This is a genomic window from Psychrobacter sp. AT9, from assembly GCF_047272965.1.
Taxonomy (GTDB): Bacteria; Pseudomonadota; Gammaproteobacteria; order Pseudomonadales; family Moraxellaceae; genus Psychrobacter; species Psychrobacter glaciei.
Genome location: NZ_JBKOTW010000001.1, coordinates 1,263,641 through 1,285,701, shown reverse-complemented (window position 1 = coordinate 1,285,701; position 22,061 = coordinate 1,263,641). Strand labels below are relative to the sequence as shown.

The following is a 22,061-nucleotide window of genomic DNA, read 5'->3' as shown; positions in this document are numbered from 1 at the left end:
TTATAAGTAGTAAGTGTGAAGTTATGGTTAAACAATTAGTTAAAAGCCATCAGTTAGAATAAAGACGCTGTGATAACGGATAACAACAAAACCTACCTTGCTAGACGACTGGTCTAATGCTACCATAGCTATCAATAAAACAAGACTACTTTGTCAGTAAATATTGTTGATAAAACGTAACACCTATAAATATATCCTATTACAATACGCTATCAACATGACGTTCAAATGAACGCTGACTACCTTATATAAATACTGCTATTAAAGGAGAACATCCTACCTATGTCTAACATAACAGACACTACTACACCCGATACCAAAGCTCATTTACTTGCGACTGGCTACCAATTAATAGCCAAAAAAGGCTTTACCGCTGTTGGTATCAAGCAAATATTGGATACCGCAGGGGTGCCCAAAGGCTCGTTTTATCATTATTTTGCCTCAAAGGAAGCCTTTGGTGAGTCGATTATCAGTCACTATTTTGTCAATTATAAGAATCGTCTAGAAGCGATCGGCGGGCAAGATGTGAGTGCGCAGCAAAAACTGTATAACTATTTTCAGAATTGGTACGACACCCAACAGAATGGCTGTGACCACGAGAAATGCTTGGTCGTCAAGCTCAGCGCCGAGGTGGCAGACATGTCAGAGACGATGCGTGAGGCGTTAAATGCTGGCTATCAGCAGACTGTCACTTGGCTAGCCACACAAATAAAAGCGGGCTGGGTCGATGGGTCTGTACCACAGCCTGACAATATCGCTGCTGAGAGTATGGCTAAGCGCTGGTATTTTGCATGGCTCGGAGCCAGCTTAATCGCTAAGACCAGTCAAACCAATACGCCGCTTGCGGAAGTCTGGCAAATGACGACTTCGCAAATGGGGCGCTAACGGCCGTTACCTATTCTCAGTCGCTGGTCTGAATCACCACTCTCAATCCCTAGGTGTTTTCAATGAAAAGCGCCTTAAATGAAAAGCACCTTAATAGTAAATAACGGTTCGTTGGATTCATATCATTTGGTTTACGATACTTTTGTAATTATTTACAGAAAATACTAGACGACCGGTCTAATTAATGTACAATGCCTGCAGATGTTTAAAACAAGCATCACGAATTTTAGCTTTTAATTTCAGATATACACTCTATAACTTTTAGGAAAATTATGAATAACTTTCAATATTACAACCCAGTACGTATCGTTTTTGGTGAAGGTCAAATCGAGCAATTATCAGATCTAGTCCCTACTGATGCCCGTGTTCTTATTACTTATGGTGGCGGTTCAGCACAGCGCACTGGTACATTAGACGAAGTAAAAGATGCTTTGTCTGCGAGCGGAAACCGTACTGTCTTTGAGTTTGGTGGTATTGAGCCAAATCCAGAATTTGTCACACTATTAAAAGCTGCTGACATGGTTAACGAGCACAATATCGATTTCTTATTAGCAGTCGGTGGCGGTTCAGTCATTGATGGCAGTAAGTTTGTGGCGCTTGTGGCTTCATTAACAGAAGAAGACGGTACTGTCTCACGCGATCAAGCATGGGATGCCTTGACAAGCTATTGCAGAAATATCGACTCTGCCGTTGACCTAGGTGCAGTCTTAACGATTCCAGCGACTGGTTCAGAGATGAACTCTGGCGGCGTTGTTAACTATAGCGAACGCCAAGCAAAACTACCGTTTGGTAACCCACTTGCCTTCCCTAAGTTCTCAATCTTAGATCCTACTAAGACATTGACTTTGCCTGAGCGTCAGGTCATGAATGGTGTTGCTGATGCATTCGTCCATGTGATGGAACAATATTTGACTTATCCAGTCAATGCTAAAGTCCAAGACGCCTTTGCTGAAAGCTTGTTGAAAATTCTGATTGAAGAAGGTCCAGCAGTCAAAAAAGACCCAGAAAACATGGAAACGCGTAAAAACATCATGTGGACAGCGACCATGGCACTGAACGGTCTGATTGGTACTGGTGTGCCACAGGATTGGACGACGCATATGGTTGGTCATGAATTAACTTCATTGCACGCTATCGATCATGCACGTACATTAACCATCGTTTTACCATCAGTGATGCGCGAGCTAAAAGAAAGCAAAAAAGAAAAATTGCTTCAGTATGCACGTAACGTATGGAACCTCACCGATACTGACCAAGATGATGACACCATCATTGAGACAGCGATTGTCAACACTGAAAACTTCTTCCGCGAGCTTGGCTTGCCAGTAAGCTTAGAAGATGTTGATTTAGACAATGCTGCCATTGATCCTATTATCAAACAACTTGAAGCTCATAACATGGTCAAGCTGGGTGAGCACGGCAAAAACGATCTTGACGTATCACGTCGTATCTTGGACCGTGCGGTTACTAGCAAGGCTTCGTAACCAATGAATACAGCAAATAAATGCGATGTTAGGTTAAATAGTATTTGTTTGTGATTGTCCTCCTTTAAGTGACACTATCCGAAATGATATTGTCGTGAAGATAAAAGTATCGTCAAAATAAAATTATCATGAAAATAACAGTAACTATTCAACAGTGAGTAGTTACTGCCCTCTTAATCAGTCATTAGTTTTCAATCAGTAACTAGCCAATAATTATTAAAAAACGGCTATGCAATACCCAATGATTAAACAGTTAACTTTCTAAGTATTAGTCATTAACTGACAATCAACATCTAACACTCAATAAATAGAAAAGGGGCTTTACTATGAGCTTTGAAAAACAACAAAACCAACAACAAAATCGTCAAATCAAACTGGCCAGTCGTCCTACTGGTGAGCCAAAAGCTGAAAATTTTGACATGGCTACTAGCGACATCCCAACACCCAATAACAATGAGATGCTACTGCGTACGGTCTATCTATCATTAGACCCGTATATGCGCGGACGTATGAGCGATGCCAAAAGCTACGCTGATCCCTTAGAGGTTGGTGATGTTATAATGGGCGGCACAGTCGCTCAAGTCGTTGAATCCAATGTCGATGGTTTCTCTAAAGGCGATTTAGTGGTCTCAAACTCAGGCTGGCAGGATTACAGCGTCAGTAATGGCGAAGGCATCCTCAAATTAGACAAAGACATGCCGAACCCTTCTTATGGTTTAGGTGTCCTTGGTATGCCAGGCTTTACTGGTTATATGGGTTTGACCGATATCGGCAAACCACAAAAAGGCGAAACTTTGGTTGTCGCAGCGGCTACTGGTCCTGTCGGTGCAACGGTTGGTCAAGTGGGTAATCAATATGGTCTGCGCACTGTCGGTGTCGCAGGCGGCAAAGAAAAGTGTGATTTTGCGGTCAACGAGCTTGGCTTTGATGTCTGTATCGATCACAAAGCCGATGACTTCGCTGAGCAATTAAAAGCAGCGTGCCCAGATGGTATCGACATCTATTACGAAAACGTTGGCGGTAAAGTGTTCGATGCAGTATTACCACTATTGAACGCGCATGCTCGTATTCCAGTATGTGGTCTAGTATCACAATATAACGCCACTGACTTACCTGATGGCAAAGACCGCTTGGGTATGCTAATGGGTCAAGTATTGGCCAACCGTTTAACCGTCAAAGGCTTCATCATCTTTGAAGAGTATGGCGATCACTTCCCAGAATTTTTAGAAACCATGAGTAAATGGGTAGAATCAGGTGATGTCAAAACCAAAGAATACATTGCAGATGGCTTGGATGACGCACCGAACGCCTTCGTTGACATGCTCAATGGTGATAACTTTGGCAAGACCGTCGTAAAAGTATCTGATGTCGAATAAATCGGTTAGATAACGAGTTAACAACATAATTTGTTAAGAAAACCACTGAAAATGACATCTTAACCATGAATACTGTTGGCAGTCATCGCTATTATTGACTAAGTACGATTGGTTAAAGATGGCTGCTAACCATCAATCATTTAAAAACAACGTTAATAATAAATAAGGACAATCATGAATATTTTAATGGTACTAACTTCACACGATAAATTGGGCGATACTGGTAAGAAAACAGGTTTTTGGCTAGAAGAATTTGCCGCACCTTACTATGCTTTTCTTGATGCTGGCGCCAATGTCACGATCGCCTCTCCTGCTGGTGGTCAGCCACCACTAGATCCTAGTAGCGACACACCAGATGCGCAAACAAAAGATACCACCCGTTTTAAAGATGATAAAGACGCTCAAGAGCATTTAGCTAACACCAAAAAACTGGCTGATATGAAAGCAGAAGACTTTGACTCAGTCTTTTACCCTGGTGGTCACGGCCCATTGTGGGATTTGGCAGTTGATGAAAACTCTATCAATCTGATCGAGACCTTTGTAAAACAAGATAAGCCTGTTGCTTTTGTTTGTCACTCTCCTGCCGCGCTTAAAAACGTCAAAGTTGATGGTGAGTACCTAGTGAAAGGCAAAACTGTTACTGGTTTTACCAATTCAGAAGAAGACGCAGTTGGCCTTACGGATGTAGTGCCTTTCTTAGTAGAAGATGCGCTTAAAGCCAATGGCGGTAATTACGAAAAAGCGGCTGATTGGGAATCGTTTGTGGTAGAAGACGGCTTGTTAATCACAGGTCAAAACCCAGCATCGTCAGAAGAAGCAGCTAAGCGTCTAATGGCAAAGCTTAACGGTTGATCCAATTAACAAAGTAAAAAGGCTACTATTATGATTCGTTTACACCATCTCAACCAATCACGGTCGCTACGTACTTTATGGCTTTTAGAAGAGCTTGGCGTCCCTTATGAGATCGTCAGTCATCAGCGTGATGCTAAAACGCATCTGGCACCTGATAGCTTAAAAGCTGTACATCCTCTTGGTAAATCACCGGTCATTGAAATGGATGGTGAAATATACTCGGAGTCAGGGGCCATTACTGAGCTATTGATCGAACGCTTTGCGCCAGATCGTCTACGCCCTGCTCCTGATAGCGCCGATTATGGGCATTATCTACAGTGGATTGACTTTGCTGAAAGCTCGCTGATGTTGCCATTGATGCTTGAATTGTTTACCAAAAAAGCAGGTATCAACGACAATGAGTTTTTGAACGGTTATATAGAGATAGAAAAAACCAGACTGTTCAAATACCTAGACACCTCAGTTGAGGGTAAGTCGTTTATTGTGGGTGATAAATTGAGCGGTGCTGATTTTATGCTGTCGTTTGACTTGATCATTCTTGCTCAACGTCAAAAACTAGATGCTTATCCACATATTAAACAATATGCTGAAAAGCTGGCCAGTCTTGATAGCTATCAACGTGCGATGAATCTTGAAGCTGAGCATGACGAGTCAAAGCAAGCGTAAACACGCTTCATAATAAATGCTCAATAAAAAATATGATAAAATAGCCCAAGTCTATCTTGGGCTATTTTTGTTGTTTTATTCCATTAATAACTGTACTAAGATCAGTTACTGACACGCGCAGCTAGCGCCGCCAATCATAGGGGAGCTGTACCATGTCCTTACTCTATTCATTCACACAAATCATCATACGACCATGAGTACTGAATACCAGTTCAAACCCCACGAACAACCAATGATGGTGGGCTCTCCAGCCAATCCTGACCATCCTGCACGCCGTAAAGTGTTTTATTTGCTGATTGGAATTTTCGTTGGTCTCACAGCCAGCTTTCAAAATGGTCTACTTGTCGCAAATCTCAATCAAATTCAAGGCCAACTGGGATTAACGCCTGCCGAAGGGGGTTGGATATCTGTCAGCTACAATATGACCAATGCCTGTATTACCGTTCTACTGTACAAAATTCGCCAACAATTTGGCATGTCACTGTTTAGTAAAATCACCCTATTTTTTCTGTTAGCCGCCACGAGTCTACAGTGGCTGATCAGTAGTCACTTATTAGATACGCCTAACATTGGCATCGAGCCCTATTACCTAGAGATTGTCGCAAGGGGACTTAGCGGTATGGTGGCCAGTGGCATGACCATATTGGGCTTATTTTATTGCTTGCAAGGTATGCCAACTGTCAAACGTACTAGTGGCCTCATATTGGGCTTTGGCTTGGTACAGTTCGGTATTCCACTATCACGCATCATCTCGCCCTACCTCACCATCGATGGTCAGCTTGAAAACTTGTTTTTATTCCAATTTGGTTTGGCGCTGATTTGCTTTGGACTTATTAACATCTTAGAGCTACCACCAGGTAATACAGAAAAAGTGTTTGAGAAACTCGATTTTCTCAGCTTTGGGTTTTTTGCGAGCGGTCTGGCTGCATTAGCGGTCATTTTGGTGCAAGGTAGGATTTTATGGTGGACGACGCCTTGGCTTGTCTATCCACTGATGATTGCCATTGTTGGAATCAGCATCGCCTTATGGATTGAAACGCATCGCAAAAACCCAATGCTGCAAGTTCGCTGGATGCGTAGCCGTAATATTATCGCTTTTATGATTACGGGCGCTGTCATGCGAATTTTGTTATCTGAGCAAAATGTCGGTGCGGCAGGATTACTTGCCAACTTAGGCTATGGTAACGATCAGCTCATTACTTTTTATGCGGTCATATTGGCTGCCAGTGTGTTGGCTTTGGTGATTAGTATTTTTAGCACCAATCCGATGGATTTACGCCGACCCGTTATTTTTGCCGTGGCATTGATTGCATTAGGCTCTTGGATGGATGTGGGTGTGTCTATTAATTCTGCACCCTATATGTTTTATCTCAGCCAATTTTTGATTGCATTTGCCGCGGTGTATTTTATGGGGCCTCTGGTTTTTGAAGGATTTTTGCGTGCGATTGCCAGTGGTCCTGCCTATATTATTAGTTTTTCCGTTATTTTTGGTATTTCACAAACGGTTGGTGGCTTGGCAGGTGCAGCGGCAATTCAGGCATTTACAACCATTCGTACGCAAGTGCATTATGCCGATATGGTCAGCTCACTGAATTTGGGGGATCCTGCGTTCAGTGCTCAAATTGCTGGTACTCGTAGTGTATTGTCAAACCAAACGACGGACGCAGCGCAAGCGAATGTAGCTGCAATGAGCCAAGTTTTGCAAGGGATTCAGCGCCAAGCAACGGTCTCCGCTTATGGTGATTTGTTTTTTATCATGGCCATTCTATCAACTATGGCTACTGCTATGTTATTACTCAATTATTTTTACTATCGTTATCACAAACGCAATCCTCTGGCTAAAGAGCTTGCTGTTATTGCAAAAATGCGTGAACCAAAATAATGCCTTTTATTGCATGAGTGATTTTTCACTTTATTGATTTATCGCCACACCGTGTAAGTATTTGCTAATTAAACATTTAGGAGCGCGTCATGAGCCAAAAGAAACCCAGTGAACTGAATCAAACACCTCAGACGTCAACTGATGCTCCCATAACAGACGCACGTATTGCGTCAAATACCGATACCAATCAGGCCGAAAATCCTACAATAGAGCAAACGGATACCTCTGAGACAAATCCAGCTACTGACATACAAAAAGGCTCACGTGATGAGACGCCTATGCCACCAAAAGAACCTATCGCAGCGGCTACTGGCTGGTCGCCAAAGAAAAAATCCTATCTGAATTTAGGATTATTGGTTGTAATGATTGTCATTGGTGTGGCATTGATTTTGTATGCATGGAAGCTCCCACCGTTTACCCCAACGGTACAGCAAACCAATAACGCCTTTGTCAAAGGCCAGACGACCATCATCAGCCCGCAAGTCTCTGGCTATGTCACCGAGGTAGCAGTACAAGATTTTGCCAATGTCAGAGCCGGTGACCTATTGATAAAAATAGACGATCGAACCTTTCAGCAGCAACTCGAACAAGCCGAGGCCAATACTGAAGTGGCTGTCACCAACCGCTCTAGCAATGATCAAGACACCCAATCTAGTCAAGCACAAATAGAAGCACGCAAAGCCGACCTCTATAGTGCCAAAATCAATGTAGAGAGTGCTCGTGAAGATGTAAACCGCTATCAAGGCTTAGATGCTATCGGTGCTGTATCAAAAGCAGAAGTGGCTCACATCAAGGCGCAACTTGCTCAAGCACAGGCAGGCGTGCAACAAGCAGAAGCCAACCTACAAGCTGCTCAAGAGAACCGTGAAAAAACCAGTGGTAGTCGCTCATCCCTAGATGCAAATATCAAAAATGCTGAAGCAGGGGTTAAGCAGGCGCAAATCAATCTGGACAATACCATCATCACAGCACCTGAATCAGGGCAGTTGAGCCAAGTCAGCGTCAAAGAAGGTCAGTATGTTGGTGCAGGCACACAGCTCATGTATATCGTGCCAAAAGGAATTTGGATTATTGCGAACTTTAAGGAAACCCAAATAACCAGTATGGCGGTCGGCGAGCCCGCTACTATCCATGTAGATGCGCTTGGTGGTGCCAAATTCCACGGGCGTGTCAGCAATATCTCACCAGCGACTGGAAGTGAATTTAGCGCAGGCGCGGCAAACCCTGCGACTGGCAACTATATTAAAATAGCCCAGCGTATCCCCGTGCGTATTGACTTAGACCAAAATCAGGCTGAGCTTGCTCAATTACGTCCCGGTATGTCGGTCTCTGTCGATGTAGATACTAATATCAAAGCGAAAAGCTAGATTAAAGCGAAAAACTATAGTCAGTGAAAAATAATATCGATACATCACGCACTGATGATATCAATTTTTCTTGCTTGCTGTGCCTGTGCAGACAGAGGCTACAAAAAATTGATATCAGCAGTATCGTCACGTTTTTGAGGTATTTTAACTATAGATTAAAGCAAAAAACTGGGGCATATTAAGTACGCTCTAGCATAAAAACCCCCTTTAAATACCAGTATAAAGGGATTTAAAGGGGGTTTTGTTTAGCGTTAAAATAAGCTGACATCTATCAGCCTCACACCTATTAATTTAACGTCTAAGGTAATAAGCGCTTAGTTGTCCAACCTGCCTTGTCCTCGTTGCTATCTTGGGTGTACACAATACGGTCATGCATGCGGTTGGCACGACCTTGCCAAAATTCAATCTCATTGATCGTAATCTCATAACCGCCCCAAAACGCTGGTGTTGGCACTTGGCTGTTTTCGGGATAATCAGCTTGTAGCTGGTCAAAGGTCTGTTCCATAACTTCTCGGTTAGCAACTTCACCGCTTTGTGGTTGGCTGACCCATGCGCCTACTTGACTATCGTGTGGACGCTTTTGGAAGTACGTAGCTGACTTATTGGCATCTATTTTAGCAATGCTACCGCTGATACGGACTTGCCGCTCAAGCTCATGCCAAAAGAACAGCACTTCTGCATTGGGGTTCTCAGCGATATCTTGACCTTTAGCACTTTCATAGTTGGTATAAAATACCACACCAGTCTCAGTAATCTCACGCATTAATACAATACGCACACTGGGTTTATTATCTGCCCCGCAAGTAGCAAGGCTCATCGCATAGGGCTCTTGCACTTTTTGCTCGGTCGCATCGCTAATCCAACCTTTTAATAGCTCAAATGGTGATGTAGGAATCGACTGCTGGTCAAGAGCGCCTTTTTCGTACGATAAACGTTGATCGGTAAAGTCCATGCTCATAACTATTCCTTGATTGCGTTATATTATTAAGCCCTTTTTAATGACCTATTTATCGAGATTATTAAGGCGTGTCTTCATTTCAAAAATGGTGATAAAAATGAGATAAATTACAGTCAAACAAGAAAAATAGTGCAGATAATATCGGGATATTAACCAGCTATTTGACGATGTTTAGCAAGATTTAGCCATTTTCAGCCCATTGAGATGACTATCGAGTGAATTGAAGACACGCCCTAGCCCAATACTGCCTTAATCTGCTCAGCCAAATCATTGGCCATCACATCACACTCTATCTCATCATCTGACTCGACCATCACTCGAATCATCGGCTCAGTGCCCGATTGACGAATCAACAGACGACCACGACCCTCTAGAGTAGCACGTGCTTTATCAAAAGCGGTGACTAACTCTTTATGCTCAAAAGGATCTTGCATGGTAGATAAGCGTACATTGACCAGCTTCTGTGGCAGTACTTCAAAGCCCTCTGTAAGGTCACTTAGAGCTTTATTTTGCGCTTGCATAACGGCCAATACTTGTAAGCTTGCAATGATCGCATCGCCCGTACGGCTCTTGTCTAAGCATAATATATGCCCAGATGGTTCACCACCTAGTATCCAGTCGTGAGCGGCAAGCTCTTGCATGACATAACGATCGCCTACTTTTGCACGAGTAAAGGCAATACCTGCCTCCTTCAATGCCAACTCTAGACCCATGTTAGTCATGAGCGTACCAACCACCCCTACCGCAGGCGTTTTGCCTTGGGTGGCAAGCACGTATAAAATGCCATCGCCATCGACCAGTTTACCCATCTCATCGACCATCACGATACGATCACCGTCACCATCTAAGGCAATACCGACATCCGCTTCGTGCTCAAGTACGGCTTTTTGCAAGCTCTCTGGATGGGTCGAGCCGCAGTCAGCATTGATATTGATACCGTCTGGCGTATTATTAATAGCAATCACGTTGGCACCAAGCTCACGCATGACTCTTGGAGCAACGCTATAGCCTGCGCCATTGGCACAATCGACAACAATAGTTAGATGAGCTAAGTCGTACTGATAAGGGAAGCTGCCTTTACAGAATTCAATATAGCGACCTTTAGCATCATTAATTCGGTTATTTTTACCCAATTGTGCTGGATCAAGAATAGGCATGAGCACATCGCTGCCATTAGAGTCGCTCATAATGGCTTTTAATTTGTCATTAATCGCCGTTTGCATCTCATCGGTCAACTTTTTACCGTCAGCTGAGAAGAACTTAATGCCGTTGTCATAGTATGGATTATGAGATGCTGAGATAACGACGCCTGCATCTGCATGAAAGCTGCGAGTTAAGTGAGCGATAGCTGGCGTTGGTAATGGGCCAAGCATGTTTACATCGACCCCTGCTGCGTTAAAACCGGCCTGTAGCGCCCCTTCGATCACATAGCCTGAGAGACGAGTGTCTTTGCCGATGACCACGCTCGGCTTACGGCTAGGATTGTCATTGTTTTCTATGAGCACCAGTCCAGTCACATAACCTAATTTTAGAATAAAATCAGGGGTGATCGGTAACTCACCAAATTTTCCGCGAATACCATCAGTGCCAAAGTAGCTCATTACAAATGTTCCTCAAGTCTAAAAATGAAACGCCAGACGTACGCGCAGGCAAGGCAATAGTTATTATAATCTATTGGTGTATTTTACAAAAAAAACAGCCAACAATGACGGGGCATTGTTGACTGTTTGTATCCTGATGTCACTGTCATGCTGTCTGTCAGTGACTATCGACGTTCTTAGGACTAAAAAGTTATTAGGATTAAGAAGTTATTAGGACTAAAGTGTTTTAATTAATCCACTCGATAGTTCGGTGCTTCTTTGGTGATTTGCACGTCATGCACATGCGACTCTTTCATGCCCGCAGACGTCACCTTGATGAACTGTGGTTTGGTACGCATATCTTCGATAGTCGCACAGCCAGTATAGCCCATTGATGAACGTAAACCGCCTACCAATTGATTCACGATACCTGCCACTGGTCCTTTATAAGGAACACGACCTTCGATGCCTTCTGGAACCAGTTTTTCTACGCCATCTTTGGCATCTTGGAAATAACGGTCTGATGAGCCATTCTGACCTGACATCGCACCTAAGCTACCCATACCGCGATATGCTTTATAATAACGACCTTGGAACAGCTCAACTTCGCCTGGGGCTTCTTCGGTACCGGCCATTAATGAGCCGACCATGATACAAGAAGCACCAGCTGCGATGGCTTTTGCCATGTCACCTGAGAAGCGAATACCACCATCAGCAATCAATGGGATACTGTCTTTTAGGGCGCTGGCCACATTATCAATGGCTGAGATTTGTGGTACACCAATACCCGCGATGATACGTGTGGTACAAATAGAGCCAGGACCGATACCAACTTTTACCGCATCAGCGCCCGCATCACGTAACGCTAGAGCTGCATCACCGGTAGCGATGTTGCCACCGATAACTTGTACATGAGGGAAATTTTTCTTGATCCAAGAGACTTTTTCAATCACGCCCTTTGAATGACCATGTGCCGTATCGACCACGATAATATCGACGTCAGCTGCAATCAATGCTTCAACGCGCGCTTGCGTATCTGCACCCGTACCGACAGCAGCGCCGACACGTAAGCGGCCTTGCTCATCTTTACAAGCATTTGGGTTGTTTTCAGCTTTGGCAAAGTCATTGACCGTAATCAGACCGCGCAGACGAAAGTCTTCATCAATCACGATCACTTTTTCGATACGGTGCTCATGCAGCAATTTTTTGATATTTTCATTGCTCTCACCTTCTTGCACGGTGACTAGCTGCTCTTTTGGCGTCATGATATAGCTAACTGGTAACGACAGATTGGTCTCAAAACGCCAGTCACGATGTGTGACGATACCGACGACTTTATCCGTGCCCTTCTCTACCACAGGTACACCTGAGATATTGTTGTTTTGGGTCAGTCTTAATAATTCACCAATCGTCATTTCAGGATGCACAGTGATAGGATCGACTACCGTTCCTGCTTCGAATTTTTTGACGCGACGTACTTGTGTGGCCTGCTTATCGATATCCATGCTCTTATGCAAGATACCCAAACCACCCAGCTGTGCCATGGTGATAGCCATTTCAGATTCGGTGACAGTATCCATAGCAGCCGAGATTAGCGGCAGATTTAGTGTGATACTTTTGGTCAAACGCGTGGACAGATCGGCAGATTTTGGCAAGATTTCAGAGTAGGCTGGTAACAATAAAACGTCATCAAAGGTGAAGGCTTCATCGACAATTCGTAACATACAGACCCCTAGTGGTGGTTATTTTGATGGGTGGGATTTTCGCATTAAGACAATCAATCAAGATCACCATTATGACTTTACGACGTTCAACCCTTATTTGTTAAAGGCTTTGAATCATAGAGCTTTAGATAATAAGCAATGTACCAGTCGTTATTTATAATCAAACATTATTCGTCATCAAATAAAGACACTAGAAAACTGCTATTGATTTATCAGTGGTAAGAAAACGCAAATACTGCGCGGCCTTATCTTTAATCGCTCAGTTATCCCTTAAAAATAACGCCATATTATAACAAATAAGCAAGCAAATCGCATGCTATATTTGTCAGTGGGTTTTACCCAAAGCTGTCTATCGATAGTGAGGCTGTACATTCAATTTTTTTAAGCGTCAAACTAGGGTCTGTTGAACATTAAAATGTGGAACTGGCAGTGTCTATTTTTTAGACAATACGCAGTGAAATTTTTGACGCCTAGTCATTCTAGGTTAGACAATTTCGCCATGTATTGGCAAAAAATAGCCCTGCCCCTGCTTGTATACTTGGGACTGATACTAAAATCACCCCGAACGTTGTTATAAACCTAGCTAAGGTCTAGACATTATCGTCGGTTTGCGCCTGATTTGATAAAAGGTTTGGGGCAATTTTAGCAAGCAGCAGTCCTAATATTTGAATGTTCAACAGACCCTAATAGACATTGACTACTTTTGTCTCAATACAAGGTGCTCAGCTGGTAAATAATGCTTTTGTTCACGGTACAAATAATCAAGCATCTGCTCACGTATCTCACAGGCCAGTGTCCATGCTTCTACAGGGCCTACCGCTGAAACAGCGCCGCGCAGTTGAATGGTCTTTTCAGTCACCTCAACGACAAATATTTCAGGCTCAGTTTTGTTGTCCCAAAGCTTGTTGTCTTTCACCACCGAGATAAACTGCTGGCGAATGGCATTAATATCTGCACCATAATCGATATATAAGAACACGGGACAGGTCTGATGCACTTCTGTATGTGACCAGTTCTCTACCATTTCGGTGATCAATTCGCGCATCGGCACGATTAATCGACGTTCATCCCATGTTTTTAGTACCGCATAAGTGTAACGCAGGTCTTCAACGGTACTAAAGTTGCCATCCATTATTACGCTGTCGCCAATTCGTACGGGCTGTGTCACTGCAACCTGTACTCCAGCAATGATGTTACCCAATATTGGTTGAGCGGCGATACCAATGACCACGCCAGCAATGCCAGCCGAAGTCAGTAAGGTTTTACCAAAGCCTTCCATGTTGGCAAATTCACTCAGACCTATCCAAATACTGCCCAACACCATGACAAATACGAAGACGCGGCGAAATATCGATACGTAAGTGCGACGACGGCGCACTTTGTCAAACTGCTCATCTCCTAGGTTTTCAATCTGCATATCTTGATAGCGGTTGGCAAAAAAGTTGATAACGCGTATACCGAGCCACATGGCGCTAAAGACCAATCCAATCCAAATAATCGGACGTGTCGAGGAAGCGACTGCATCCAGATAAGGAAAGCCACCCGATACCAAGGTAAATACCGATGAGAAGCTGATGGTAAAGGTTAGCGGTACTGTCAGCTTATTGACCAAATCTTCCACGCTATTGTGATGAACCGTACTCAGCCGATTGCCTGCTTTATCTTTGACGTACCAATTGAGAAGCTTGCCAGCACCTTTACTGAGTAACCAGCCCACTCCCATGGTAAAAGAGAAGAAAATAAGTAATGCTAAAAACTCCCAGATGGCGATACTAAATAACTGTAATTTTGTCCACGCTGGTAAATAACGCTCAAACTTTGCAGGATGATATTGCTCATAGAGGTTATCAATATTACCAACCGTTTGGGCAGAAAATATCCAAAAAGGCGCACTATCATCAATGCGCACACGCTCTAGATGTATGGGTACACGGCGCTCACGATAATCGATATAACCAAGCTGAATAGAGCGTCTAGGAATGCCTTGAATACTATTCGTGCTACCAAGCGGTGGCTCAATCAAACCGTCAGGGCGATCTGGCAACTCATCAAAAACATAGAGCTTTTTTTCAATCAACAAAAAATCAAGTTGTTTGGCCAGATCTATCGCCCGACTACGCTGCAACTTACCATCAATCAAATTCATATTGAGCGCATAAGCAGCCAAATCATACTGCTGCTTCATGACGGCTGACTGAAAAAACTCCAAGGTAGCCAGAGGCGTGGATAAATTCGGTGGCTCAGCGAGCGGTGGCAAGCCTGCATTTAGTTTGTTTAAAGAATAATAGCTTTCGTTATAATCACCAGTGAGACCTGTATCTCCTTGCATTACGCCTGCTTGCTGCACTGCATCCTTGTCTAAAGGATTGACAACTTCATCTGCAATCTCCGAGACACTAATGCCTTCTTTTTTGATCTGTTCAATTTTCTGTGCCGTGTAATCCGCCAAGTTTTCTGGCTTCGCAAGCACAGTATTTAGTGCATTACTTTGATTTTCGACGACCGCATCGTTGTTGGTAGCCGCTGTCGCAGGAAGATAAAACACACTACATACCATGACCAGCATGCTGAGTAAAAGTGTCAGTCTACTATGATGGCGCACAGCACTGCCACCAACATCATAAATAGCGTTAGGTTTATCATTGACGTTTTTAACGTGCGTAGTGTCTAGAGAATGAAGGAAATTTTGCATAAGAGAAATCTTGGCCTCAGTGTGTTTCTAACCTAATGCAGTCTACAAAAAAAAGCCAGCGCAATGCTGACTTAATTTATTAGGGCGTGTCCTCATTTTAAAAATGAGGATAAAAGTGAGGTAAATGGCAGTCAAACAAGAAAAATAGCGCAGATAATATCGAGATATTACCTAGCTAATTGACGATGTTTGGCAAGATTTAACCACTTTTAGCCCATTTAGATCGCTATCGGTTGAATTGAGGACATGCCCTAGTTAACGTATTTTATGGTTGATACCATCTATGTTGAGCAAAGCACTATTAAGCACAGCATTAGGCACGGCGCCAAGTCGTACCAGCACGGCTGTCTTCAAGCTCAATGCCTGCCGCTTTTAATTGCTCACGCACCTCATCGGCACGCGCAAAATCTTTATTGGCTTTAGCCTCTGCTCGCTCAATGATTAGACCATCAATCACCGCATCAGTTAACCCGTCATCTGCTTGATCACCGACGACTGCTTGTAAGAACTGTGACACTGGTTGCTGTAGTACATTTAATACCTGTGCCAAGGCTTTGAGCTGCTGCGCCCATTGCCAAACACTCGCCACGTCTTCGGCTTTGATGGCTTTATTGATATCACGGGCCAGCCCAAACAATACGCTAATTGCCGTCGAGCTATTAAAATCATCATTCATGGCTTTAATGAAGTCTTGCCCAGCCGCGCTACTGTAAGCATCATTTATTAACGCCTCATTGATTACCAATGCTTCACCTTTTTGCTGTTCAGCCAGCTTTAATGTATTGTATAATCTGCTTAGGCTATTATGGGCTTCTTCCAAGGCACTATCAGAGAAATTCACCTGACTGCGGTAATGGCTTGATAATAAGAAAAAGCGCAACGTTTCAGGATGGAAATGCGCAATGACATCACGAATGGTGGAAAAGTTATCCAATGACTTAGACATTTTTTCGCCATCGACATTAATAAAACCAACATGCATCCAATTACGTGCATACTCACAGCCAGTCGCTGCTTCAGACTGCGCAATCTCGTTTTCATGATGCGGGAACTGTAAGTCATGACCACCGCCATGAATATCAAAAGTATTGCCCAAGCACTTGGTCGACATCGCCGAACATTCGATATGCCAGCCTGGACGCCCTTGACCCCATGGTGACGCCCATTGCGGCTCATCAGGTTTTGCAGCTTTCCATAATACAAAATCAAACGGATTGCGCTTATCGTTCTCGACATCGACGCGCGAGCCTGCCTGCATATCATCAAGATTGCGCTTGGACAATTTGCCATAGTCAGCAAAACTATCGACGGCATAATAGACATCGCCATTGTCGCCAGCATACGCGTAGTCACCAGTGACCAATGTCTCAATCATTTGCTGCATCTCGTCGATGTGGTCAGTTGCCCGCGGCTCGGCATCAGGCGTCAAGCAGCCAAGTGCAGAGAAGTCTTCGTGCATCGCTTTAATAAAACGCTCAGTCAATACACCAATCTCTTCGCCATTTTCGGCAGCGCGCGTGATAATTTTGTCGTCGATATCGGTGATATTACGCACATAATTGACGTCATAGCCCAGTTGCGTCAGCCAGCGTACTGCCATATCAAAGCCAATCATCATGCGTGCATGACCAATATGACAATAATCATAAACAGTCATGCCACATACATACATACCTACTTGCCCGGCTTTGAGTGGTACAAACTGACGTTTACCGCCAGTGAGTGAATCATAAATGGCAAGCTGAGACATCGCATCGGCAAGAGGTGTGGTCATGGTATAAAAGCCTTTTAATTAGAACAAGATAGATAAATTGAGATGACGATAAAATATGAGTACCGTACTATTAGCCACCAACCGCGACTAATGAGATGATAAATTTAAAAGTTACCGCTTTATAAAAAATAATCACTTTATAAAACTTAACCCATTATCTTAGCGAAATCAGTCGGAAAATACTACAATGAGCGCACAACTAACCCTATTCAATGATAAAAACCGCTAAGGATGTAGAAATGGCCAATCGCTTGAGCAAAATATATACACGCACCGGAGATGATGGTAGTACCGGTATGGCAGATGGCAGCCGCGTGAGTAAAGCCGACAACCTATTTAGCGTGATGGGTGATATCGATGAGCTCAACTCACACATCGGTCTGGTACGGGCGCACTTGGCACAAGCTGCCCATAATGATGAAAACGCAAACCAACAGCAGTTGCCTGAACGCTTACAGCAGCAAAAAGAATTAGACTTTGCTCAAGCCTTAGTCATTATTCAGCATTTATTATTTAATATCGGTGGCGAGTTGGCCATGCCAGAATATGAAGGTGTCAATGCCACTCATATCGAATGGTTGGAGCAACAGATTGACGCGATGAACACGACCTTACCACCGTTAAAGGACTTTATTCTACCGACAGGCTCACTATTAGTCAGTCAGCTGCATATAGCGCGTACCGTTTGTCGCCGTGCTGAGCGCCAAGCGGTACTCTTACAGCAACAACGTCCACCAGCCATTCGCGGTACTGCGATTAGCCTTATAAATCGCTTGTCTGATTGGTTATTCGTCGCGGCGCGTTTTTGCACCGATCCTGCCCAAGTCTCTGAAGTGCTGTGGGACAGTCAAGTCTTGCAAAATTTCACCAATGATAAATAATCACTCATAGCACAGCACAGCGATATGAGGCTATATGCCACCCTATCGATAAGCCAATAGCTCATACAGAAAAGCCCGCAGCGTAAAAGTTGCGGGCTTTTTTAAGATGCTATTAGCAACTGCTTCGTCTTGATGACTTAATATGTAGCGCTATCATCTTCGACGATGACCATATCAATGCTGTCATCATTAGGCACTAACTTTGGCGTTGTTTGTGTTGCCGGCTTTTTGGCGTCAGCACTTGCCGCGGCGGCTTGGTTGTTTTCTGTAGCGCTACTCTGACTGTTGCTTTGGCTACTGCTTGGATTATTAATGGTCGGCGGCGTAGCAGGCTCTACTGGACGAACAGGGGCGGTTGGCGTCACTATTCTTGGCTGACGGGTTGGCGCTGATTGATCGCTGTTATTGTTCTGTGCAGTGTCACGGCGACTTTCAGCCTGTTGAGCGGCACGTTGGGCGCGCTGCTCATCAACCGCTGACTTAAACACCGAGCCTGCCATCACATCTGCCACGACAGTCAGTAGTGCCGGTTGTCCAGCAATACGGGTACGAACTTGACCACCTTGAGTACCGACGACATACGTAAAAGCGTCGTCAACGAGCATATTATTATTGATACGAATATTGTTTTGCGCTAATCGAGACTGCAAGCTTGGTTGGTTACCAGCTGCTTGTACTTGACTTGCTTGATATAAATCTTCGCTTGGCAAAGTCATACTAACGCTTGCCTGACAAGTCGTCATACCATTGTTATTGGCTTCTTGTAAGATTGCAGCATTTTGCACATCGATAATAATGCCATTGATTTTGTCAGTGACAACACCACCGTTTAGACTGATTTCTGCCTCATTGGCATAATTGGCAGCCAACGTTTGGGCTTGCTGATTGAGCGTGTTTTTCAGCGTGGATTTCAAGCGATCTTGTACCAGCGGATCATCACAACTGACGGCAGGAGCGATTACGTTATCGTCAGTCGCTGGTTGATCTGCCGTTGCTGCTGTCGTTTCAGCGCTATCGTCCTTGTCTGAGCGATCACAACCTGTCACGGCCAAACCACATATCAGACTAATACCCGCGACGTGCTGCCATTTGATCCACTTGCTTTTTGCTACGCTCATACTCAATTTACTCCCAATTTACTAATGCTTACCGCCAGCGATGGACGGTATTTGACATTCAGATCGCAACATTTGCCGCGATAGATTTGAAAATCAGATTATTATACGGTGTTTGAATAGGATGGTCATTAGTGTAACTCCCTACTGTACAAATAATGTCCAACATTCTGCCCAAAACCTATGTTTGGTTGCAAAAACATAACAAATACATACTTATATCATCGCTAATAATTTTTAAACAACGGTTTATTTCTAGCGGAAAATTACAACAAACCTTTTTTGAAACGACTTTCAAATATCAACTTACTTTTTTATATTACCACTCTCTACGGCAACGCCTGAGCAAAAAATATTTTGCGAATTTTATTAGATTCTGTCGGTTACACCCTATATTATGAGGCATGAAAATAACCGATAGCCATTCATATGATACAGCTAAAAAACACGCTTTTGCTCGGTCATCGCGGTGCACGCGGTGAAGAAGTCGAGAACACTTCGGCAGGTTTTGAGCATGCACAGCATTTACAAGCACGGGGTTTAGCGGGGGTTGAGTTTGATGTTCAGCTAAGTGCTGATGGACAATTGGTTGTGTTCCATGACGATAACTTAGAACGCATGTGTGGTCAGCAATCGCATATCGACCAGTTAACGCTCGCTGAGATTAAACGCTATCGGCAGTATGGATACCCAGTCATGACTTTAGCGTGCGCTTATGATGTACTGACCAATTTTCGCTATATCGAGCTTGAGATAAAGACCCATGAGCGCACCAATTACACGCAGTTGGTAAACGCGCTAGCATGCAATCTCATTGACACACCACTTGCCAGTTTACCTATTGTCCTTACTAGCTTTGATATCGAGCTGCATGCTCGCTTGCAACGTCATCCGCTATTAATGCATACCCCACGCGGCTTGCTTATTCGCACACCTGACGCCTTGGCAACGGCGCCCAATACCGCATTGCAACTGGGCTGTAGTCGACTGGGCATCCATTACCCGCTCCTAACCCAGTCCATCATTAAAAACAGTCATCGTTATGGTTTACCTGTTAGTGCGTGGACGGTCAACGACATCGATACCATTAAATCACTAATAACGTGGCAGGTTGATGTGATTATTACGGATTTTCCGACCCACCTATTGGTACACTAACGGTCCGACACCCCTCTTGAAAAAACCTCACACCCCCTACATATCTGTCGTGCTACTTACACTTTTACGCTATGCCTGATAAGTCACCGGTTATTTACAGCAATGAATACTATAATTGATACAAGTTATTGTTATTTAGCAATATTTTTATAGTGTATAAGTGTTCACTTTACTTAGTTTTTAAGGTACTATGGTGTCTTAAATTAATACCGTTAGGGATATTATATGATTGCAAAAAAAGCACTTGGCTTACCGCTTAAAGGCTTACGTTTCGCTATCAAATCTGGCGACACGCTTGTAAAAACTGCCAGCACTCAAGTAACGCGTTTTAAAACTCGTTTTGACGAAAAAAAGGCGCAAGCTGCTTTTGATGAGCAACCTGTAGCAAAACGCAACTATGCGACAGATTCTGCACAAACTGACGTTTCTACAGAAGAGCAAAGCATTGATATGCGTGAGTTTGAGTTCACAAAAGCGCCGATCAACTGGATTCCAGCGACTATCTTGGTAGCCACACCAATTGCTGCCGCCATTATTACACCATGGTATTTATTTACGCATGACGTGAGCGCGCCTGTTTGGGGCGTATTTGGTGCCTTTATGGTATGGACGGGCATGAGCATCACAACCGGTTACCATCGTCTATTGGCGCATCGTGCTTATAAAGCGCATCCAATTGTCAAAAACTTCTTGTTGCTTGGCTCAACCCTAGCGGTGCAAGGCTCTGCGTTTGACTGGGTGTCTGGCCATCGTACTCACCATCGCCATGTAGACGATCGTTTGGATGATCCATATTCAGCAAAACGCGGTTTTTGGTTCAGCCATATTGGTTGGATGCTACGCAACTACCCTAGCGGCAAGTTTGACTATAAAAACATTCCTGACTTGACCAAAGACAGAACGTTACAGATTCAGCATAAATACTACGGTCTATGGGTCGTTGCCTTGAACGTTGGTATGGTCGCTGCTATTGGTTGGTTATTGGGTGATGTCTGGGGTACGCTGGTTATAGCTGGTTTGCTACGCTTAGTATTGACGCATCACTTTACGTTCTTTATCAACTCGTTATGCCACATGTTTGGTAGCCGTCCTTATACGGATACTAATACAGCCCGTGATAACTTCTTCTTGGCCATATTTACATGGGGTGAGGGTTATCATAACTATCATCACTTCTTCCAATACGATTATCGTAATGGCGTGAAATGGTGGCAGTATGATCCAACCAAATGGTTGATTGTAGGTTTATCGAAGCTGGGTCTGACAACAGATCTACGTACAGTAGATGACACGACCATCAAGCATGCTGAAGTGCAAATGCAGTTTAAGGCAGCACAACAAAAAATTGATACAGCAACCGTTGGCGGCATTGACTTGCCTCATGCGATGAAAAGCTTCCAAGATCGTATCAAGTTTGAATATGATGCCTTTATGCAAACCGTTGAAGAGTGGCAAGCGCTAAAAGCGAAAACTATCGAGCTGAAAAAGACAGAGTATGCAGATCGCTTGCATGAAGCTGAAGATATACTGAAAAATGACTATGCCAAGATTGAACAAAAAATCCTTGAGCATAATAGCAATTTAAAGACGGCATTTCGCTCTATTGGTCATAACGCCAAAGCGGCTTAAATGTTAACAGTAATCTGACTTTTCTATTTTGACTTTTT

The 22,061-nt window shown here is 43.7% G+C and carries 16 protein-coding genes; 10 read left to right on the top strand and 6 right to left on the bottom strand.

Going from position 1 to position 22,061, the window contains the following annotated elements; genetic code table 11:
- Positions 1 to 282: 282 nt before the first annotated feature.
- The 7 genes from ACMFL8_RS05575 to ACMFL8_RS05545 all read left to right on the top strand — a co-directional run bounded on the left by ACMFL8_RS05575 (position 283) and on the right by ACMFL8_RS05545 (position 8,512).
- Complete coding sequence (locus ACMFL8_RS05575) at positions 283 to 885, top strand: TetR/AcrR family transcriptional regulator (RefSeq protein ID WP_189584752.1); 603 nt, start codon at positions 283 to 285, stop codon at positions 883 to 885.
- 272 nt (positions 886 to 1,157) lie between these two features.
- On the top strand, positions 1,158 to 2,369 hold the full coding sequence (locus tag ACMFL8_RS05570) for an iron-containing alcohol dehydrogenase (protein WP_189584749.1): 1,212 nt from the start codon (positions 1,158 to 1,160) through the stop codon (positions 2,367 to 2,369).
- A gap of 326 nt (positions 2,370 to 2,695) precedes the next feature.
- The gene (locus ACMFL8_RS05565; RefSeq protein ID WP_413190313.1) at positions 2,696 to 3,745 is read left to right on the top strand and encodes an NADP-dependent oxidoreductase; all 1,050 of its coding nucleotides are present in this window, start codon (positions 2,696 to 2,698) and stop codon (positions 3,743 to 3,745) included.
- A 174-nt stretch (positions 3,746 to 3,919) separates the two neighbouring features.
- The gene (locus ACMFL8_RS05560) at positions 3,920 to 4,597 is read left to right on the top strand and encodes a type 1 glutamine amidotransferase domain-containing protein (RefSeq protein WP_010201076.1); all 678 of its coding nucleotides are present in this window, start codon (positions 3,920 to 3,922) and stop codon (positions 4,595 to 4,597) included.
- A 30-nt stretch (positions 4,598 to 4,627) separates the two neighbouring features.
- A complete protein-coding gene (locus tag ACMFL8_RS05555; RefSeq protein ID WP_010201074.1) occupies positions 4,628 to 5,263 on the top strand; it encodes a glutathione S-transferase family protein in 636 nt (211 codons plus the stop codon).
- A gap of 193 nt (positions 5,264 to 5,456) precedes the next feature.
- Positions 5,457 to 7,145 carry an MFS transporter gene (locus ACMFL8_RS05550; RefSeq protein ID WP_413190312.1) on the top strand — a complete coding sequence of 563 codons (1,689 nt, stop codon included), beginning with the start codon at positions 5,457 to 5,459 and terminating at the stop codon, positions 7,143 to 7,145.
- An 89-nt stretch (positions 7,146 to 7,234) separates the two neighbouring features.
- A complete protein-coding gene (locus tag ACMFL8_RS05545) occupies positions 7,235 to 8,512 on the top strand; it encodes an HlyD family secretion protein (RefSeq protein ID WP_413190311.1) in 1,278 nt (425 codons plus the stop codon).
- Positions 8,513 to 8,810: 298 nt separating this feature from the next.
- On the opposite strand, the gene pdxH is transcribed toward ACMFL8_RS05545, so the two are convergent.
- From pdxH to cysS, 5 genes are all read right to left on the bottom strand, one after another.
- Complete coding sequence (pdxH, locus tag ACMFL8_RS05540; protein WP_189585264.1) at positions 8,811 to 9,464, bottom strand: pyridoxamine 5'-phosphate oxidase; 654 nt, start codon at positions 9,462 to 9,464, stop codon at positions 8,811 to 8,813.
- A 239-nt stretch (positions 9,465 to 9,703) separates the two neighbouring features.
- On the bottom strand, positions 9,704 to 11,071 hold the full coding sequence (gene glmM / locus ACMFL8_RS05535) for a phosphoglucosamine mutase (RefSeq protein WP_010199765.1): 1,368 nt from the start codon (positions 11,069 to 11,071) through the stop codon (positions 9,704 to 9,706).
- Between the two features lie 230 nt (positions 11,072 to 11,301).
- A complete protein-coding gene (gene guaB, locus ACMFL8_RS05530) occupies positions 11,302 to 12,774 on the bottom strand; it encodes an IMP dehydrogenase (protein WP_189584734.1) in 1,473 nt (490 codons plus the stop codon).
- Positions 12,775 to 13,471: 697 nt separating this feature from the next.
- Entirely contained in the window at positions 13,472 to 15,466 is a 1,995-nt protein-coding gene (locus tag ACMFL8_RS05525; RefSeq protein WP_413190310.1) for a mechanosensitive ion channel family protein, read from the bottom strand.
- Between the two features lie 313 nt (positions 15,467 to 15,779).
- The gene (gene cysS / locus ACMFL8_RS05520) at positions 15,780 to 17,240 is read right to left on the bottom strand and encodes a cysteine--tRNA ligase (RefSeq protein WP_413190309.1); all 1,461 of its coding nucleotides are present in this window, start codon (positions 17,238 to 17,240) and stop codon (positions 15,780 to 15,782) included.
- A 239-nt stretch (positions 17,241 to 17,479) separates the two neighbouring features.
- Here cysS and ACMFL8_RS05515 point away from each other — a divergent pair, with 239 nt between their 5' ends.
- Positions 17,480 to 18,121, top strand: coding sequence for a cob(I)yrinic acid a,c-diamide adenosyltransferase (locus ACMFL8_RS05515; RefSeq protein WP_413190308.1), 642 nt, complete (start codon positions 17,480 to 17,482; stop codon positions 18,119 to 18,121).
- Between the two features lie 137 nt (positions 18,122 to 18,258).
- On the opposite strand, the gene ACMFL8_RS05510 is transcribed toward ACMFL8_RS05515, so the two are convergent.
- A complete protein-coding gene (locus ACMFL8_RS05510; protein ID WP_413190307.1) occupies positions 18,259 to 19,239 on the bottom strand; it encodes a hypothetical protein in 981 nt (326 codons plus the stop codon).
- A gap of 426 nt (positions 19,240 to 19,665) precedes the next feature.
- On the opposite strand from ACMFL8_RS05510, the gene ACMFL8_RS05505 reads away from it, so the two are divergent.
- Both ACMFL8_RS05505 and ACMFL8_RS05500 read left to right on the top strand, forming a co-directional pair.
- Entirely contained in the window at positions 19,666 to 20,394 is a 729-nt protein-coding gene (locus ACMFL8_RS05505; RefSeq protein WP_413190306.1) for a glycerophosphodiester phosphodiesterase, read from the top strand.
- A 450-nt stretch (positions 20,395 to 20,844) separates the two neighbouring features.
- Positions 20,845 to 22,023 (top strand): acyl-CoA desaturase, encoded by a 1,179-nt coding sequence (locus ACMFL8_RS05500; RefSeq protein ID WP_413191370.1) that lies wholly within the window; start codon positions 20,845 to 20,847, stop codon positions 22,021 to 22,023.
- The last annotated feature ends 38 nt before the right edge of the window (positions 22,024 to 22,061 follow it).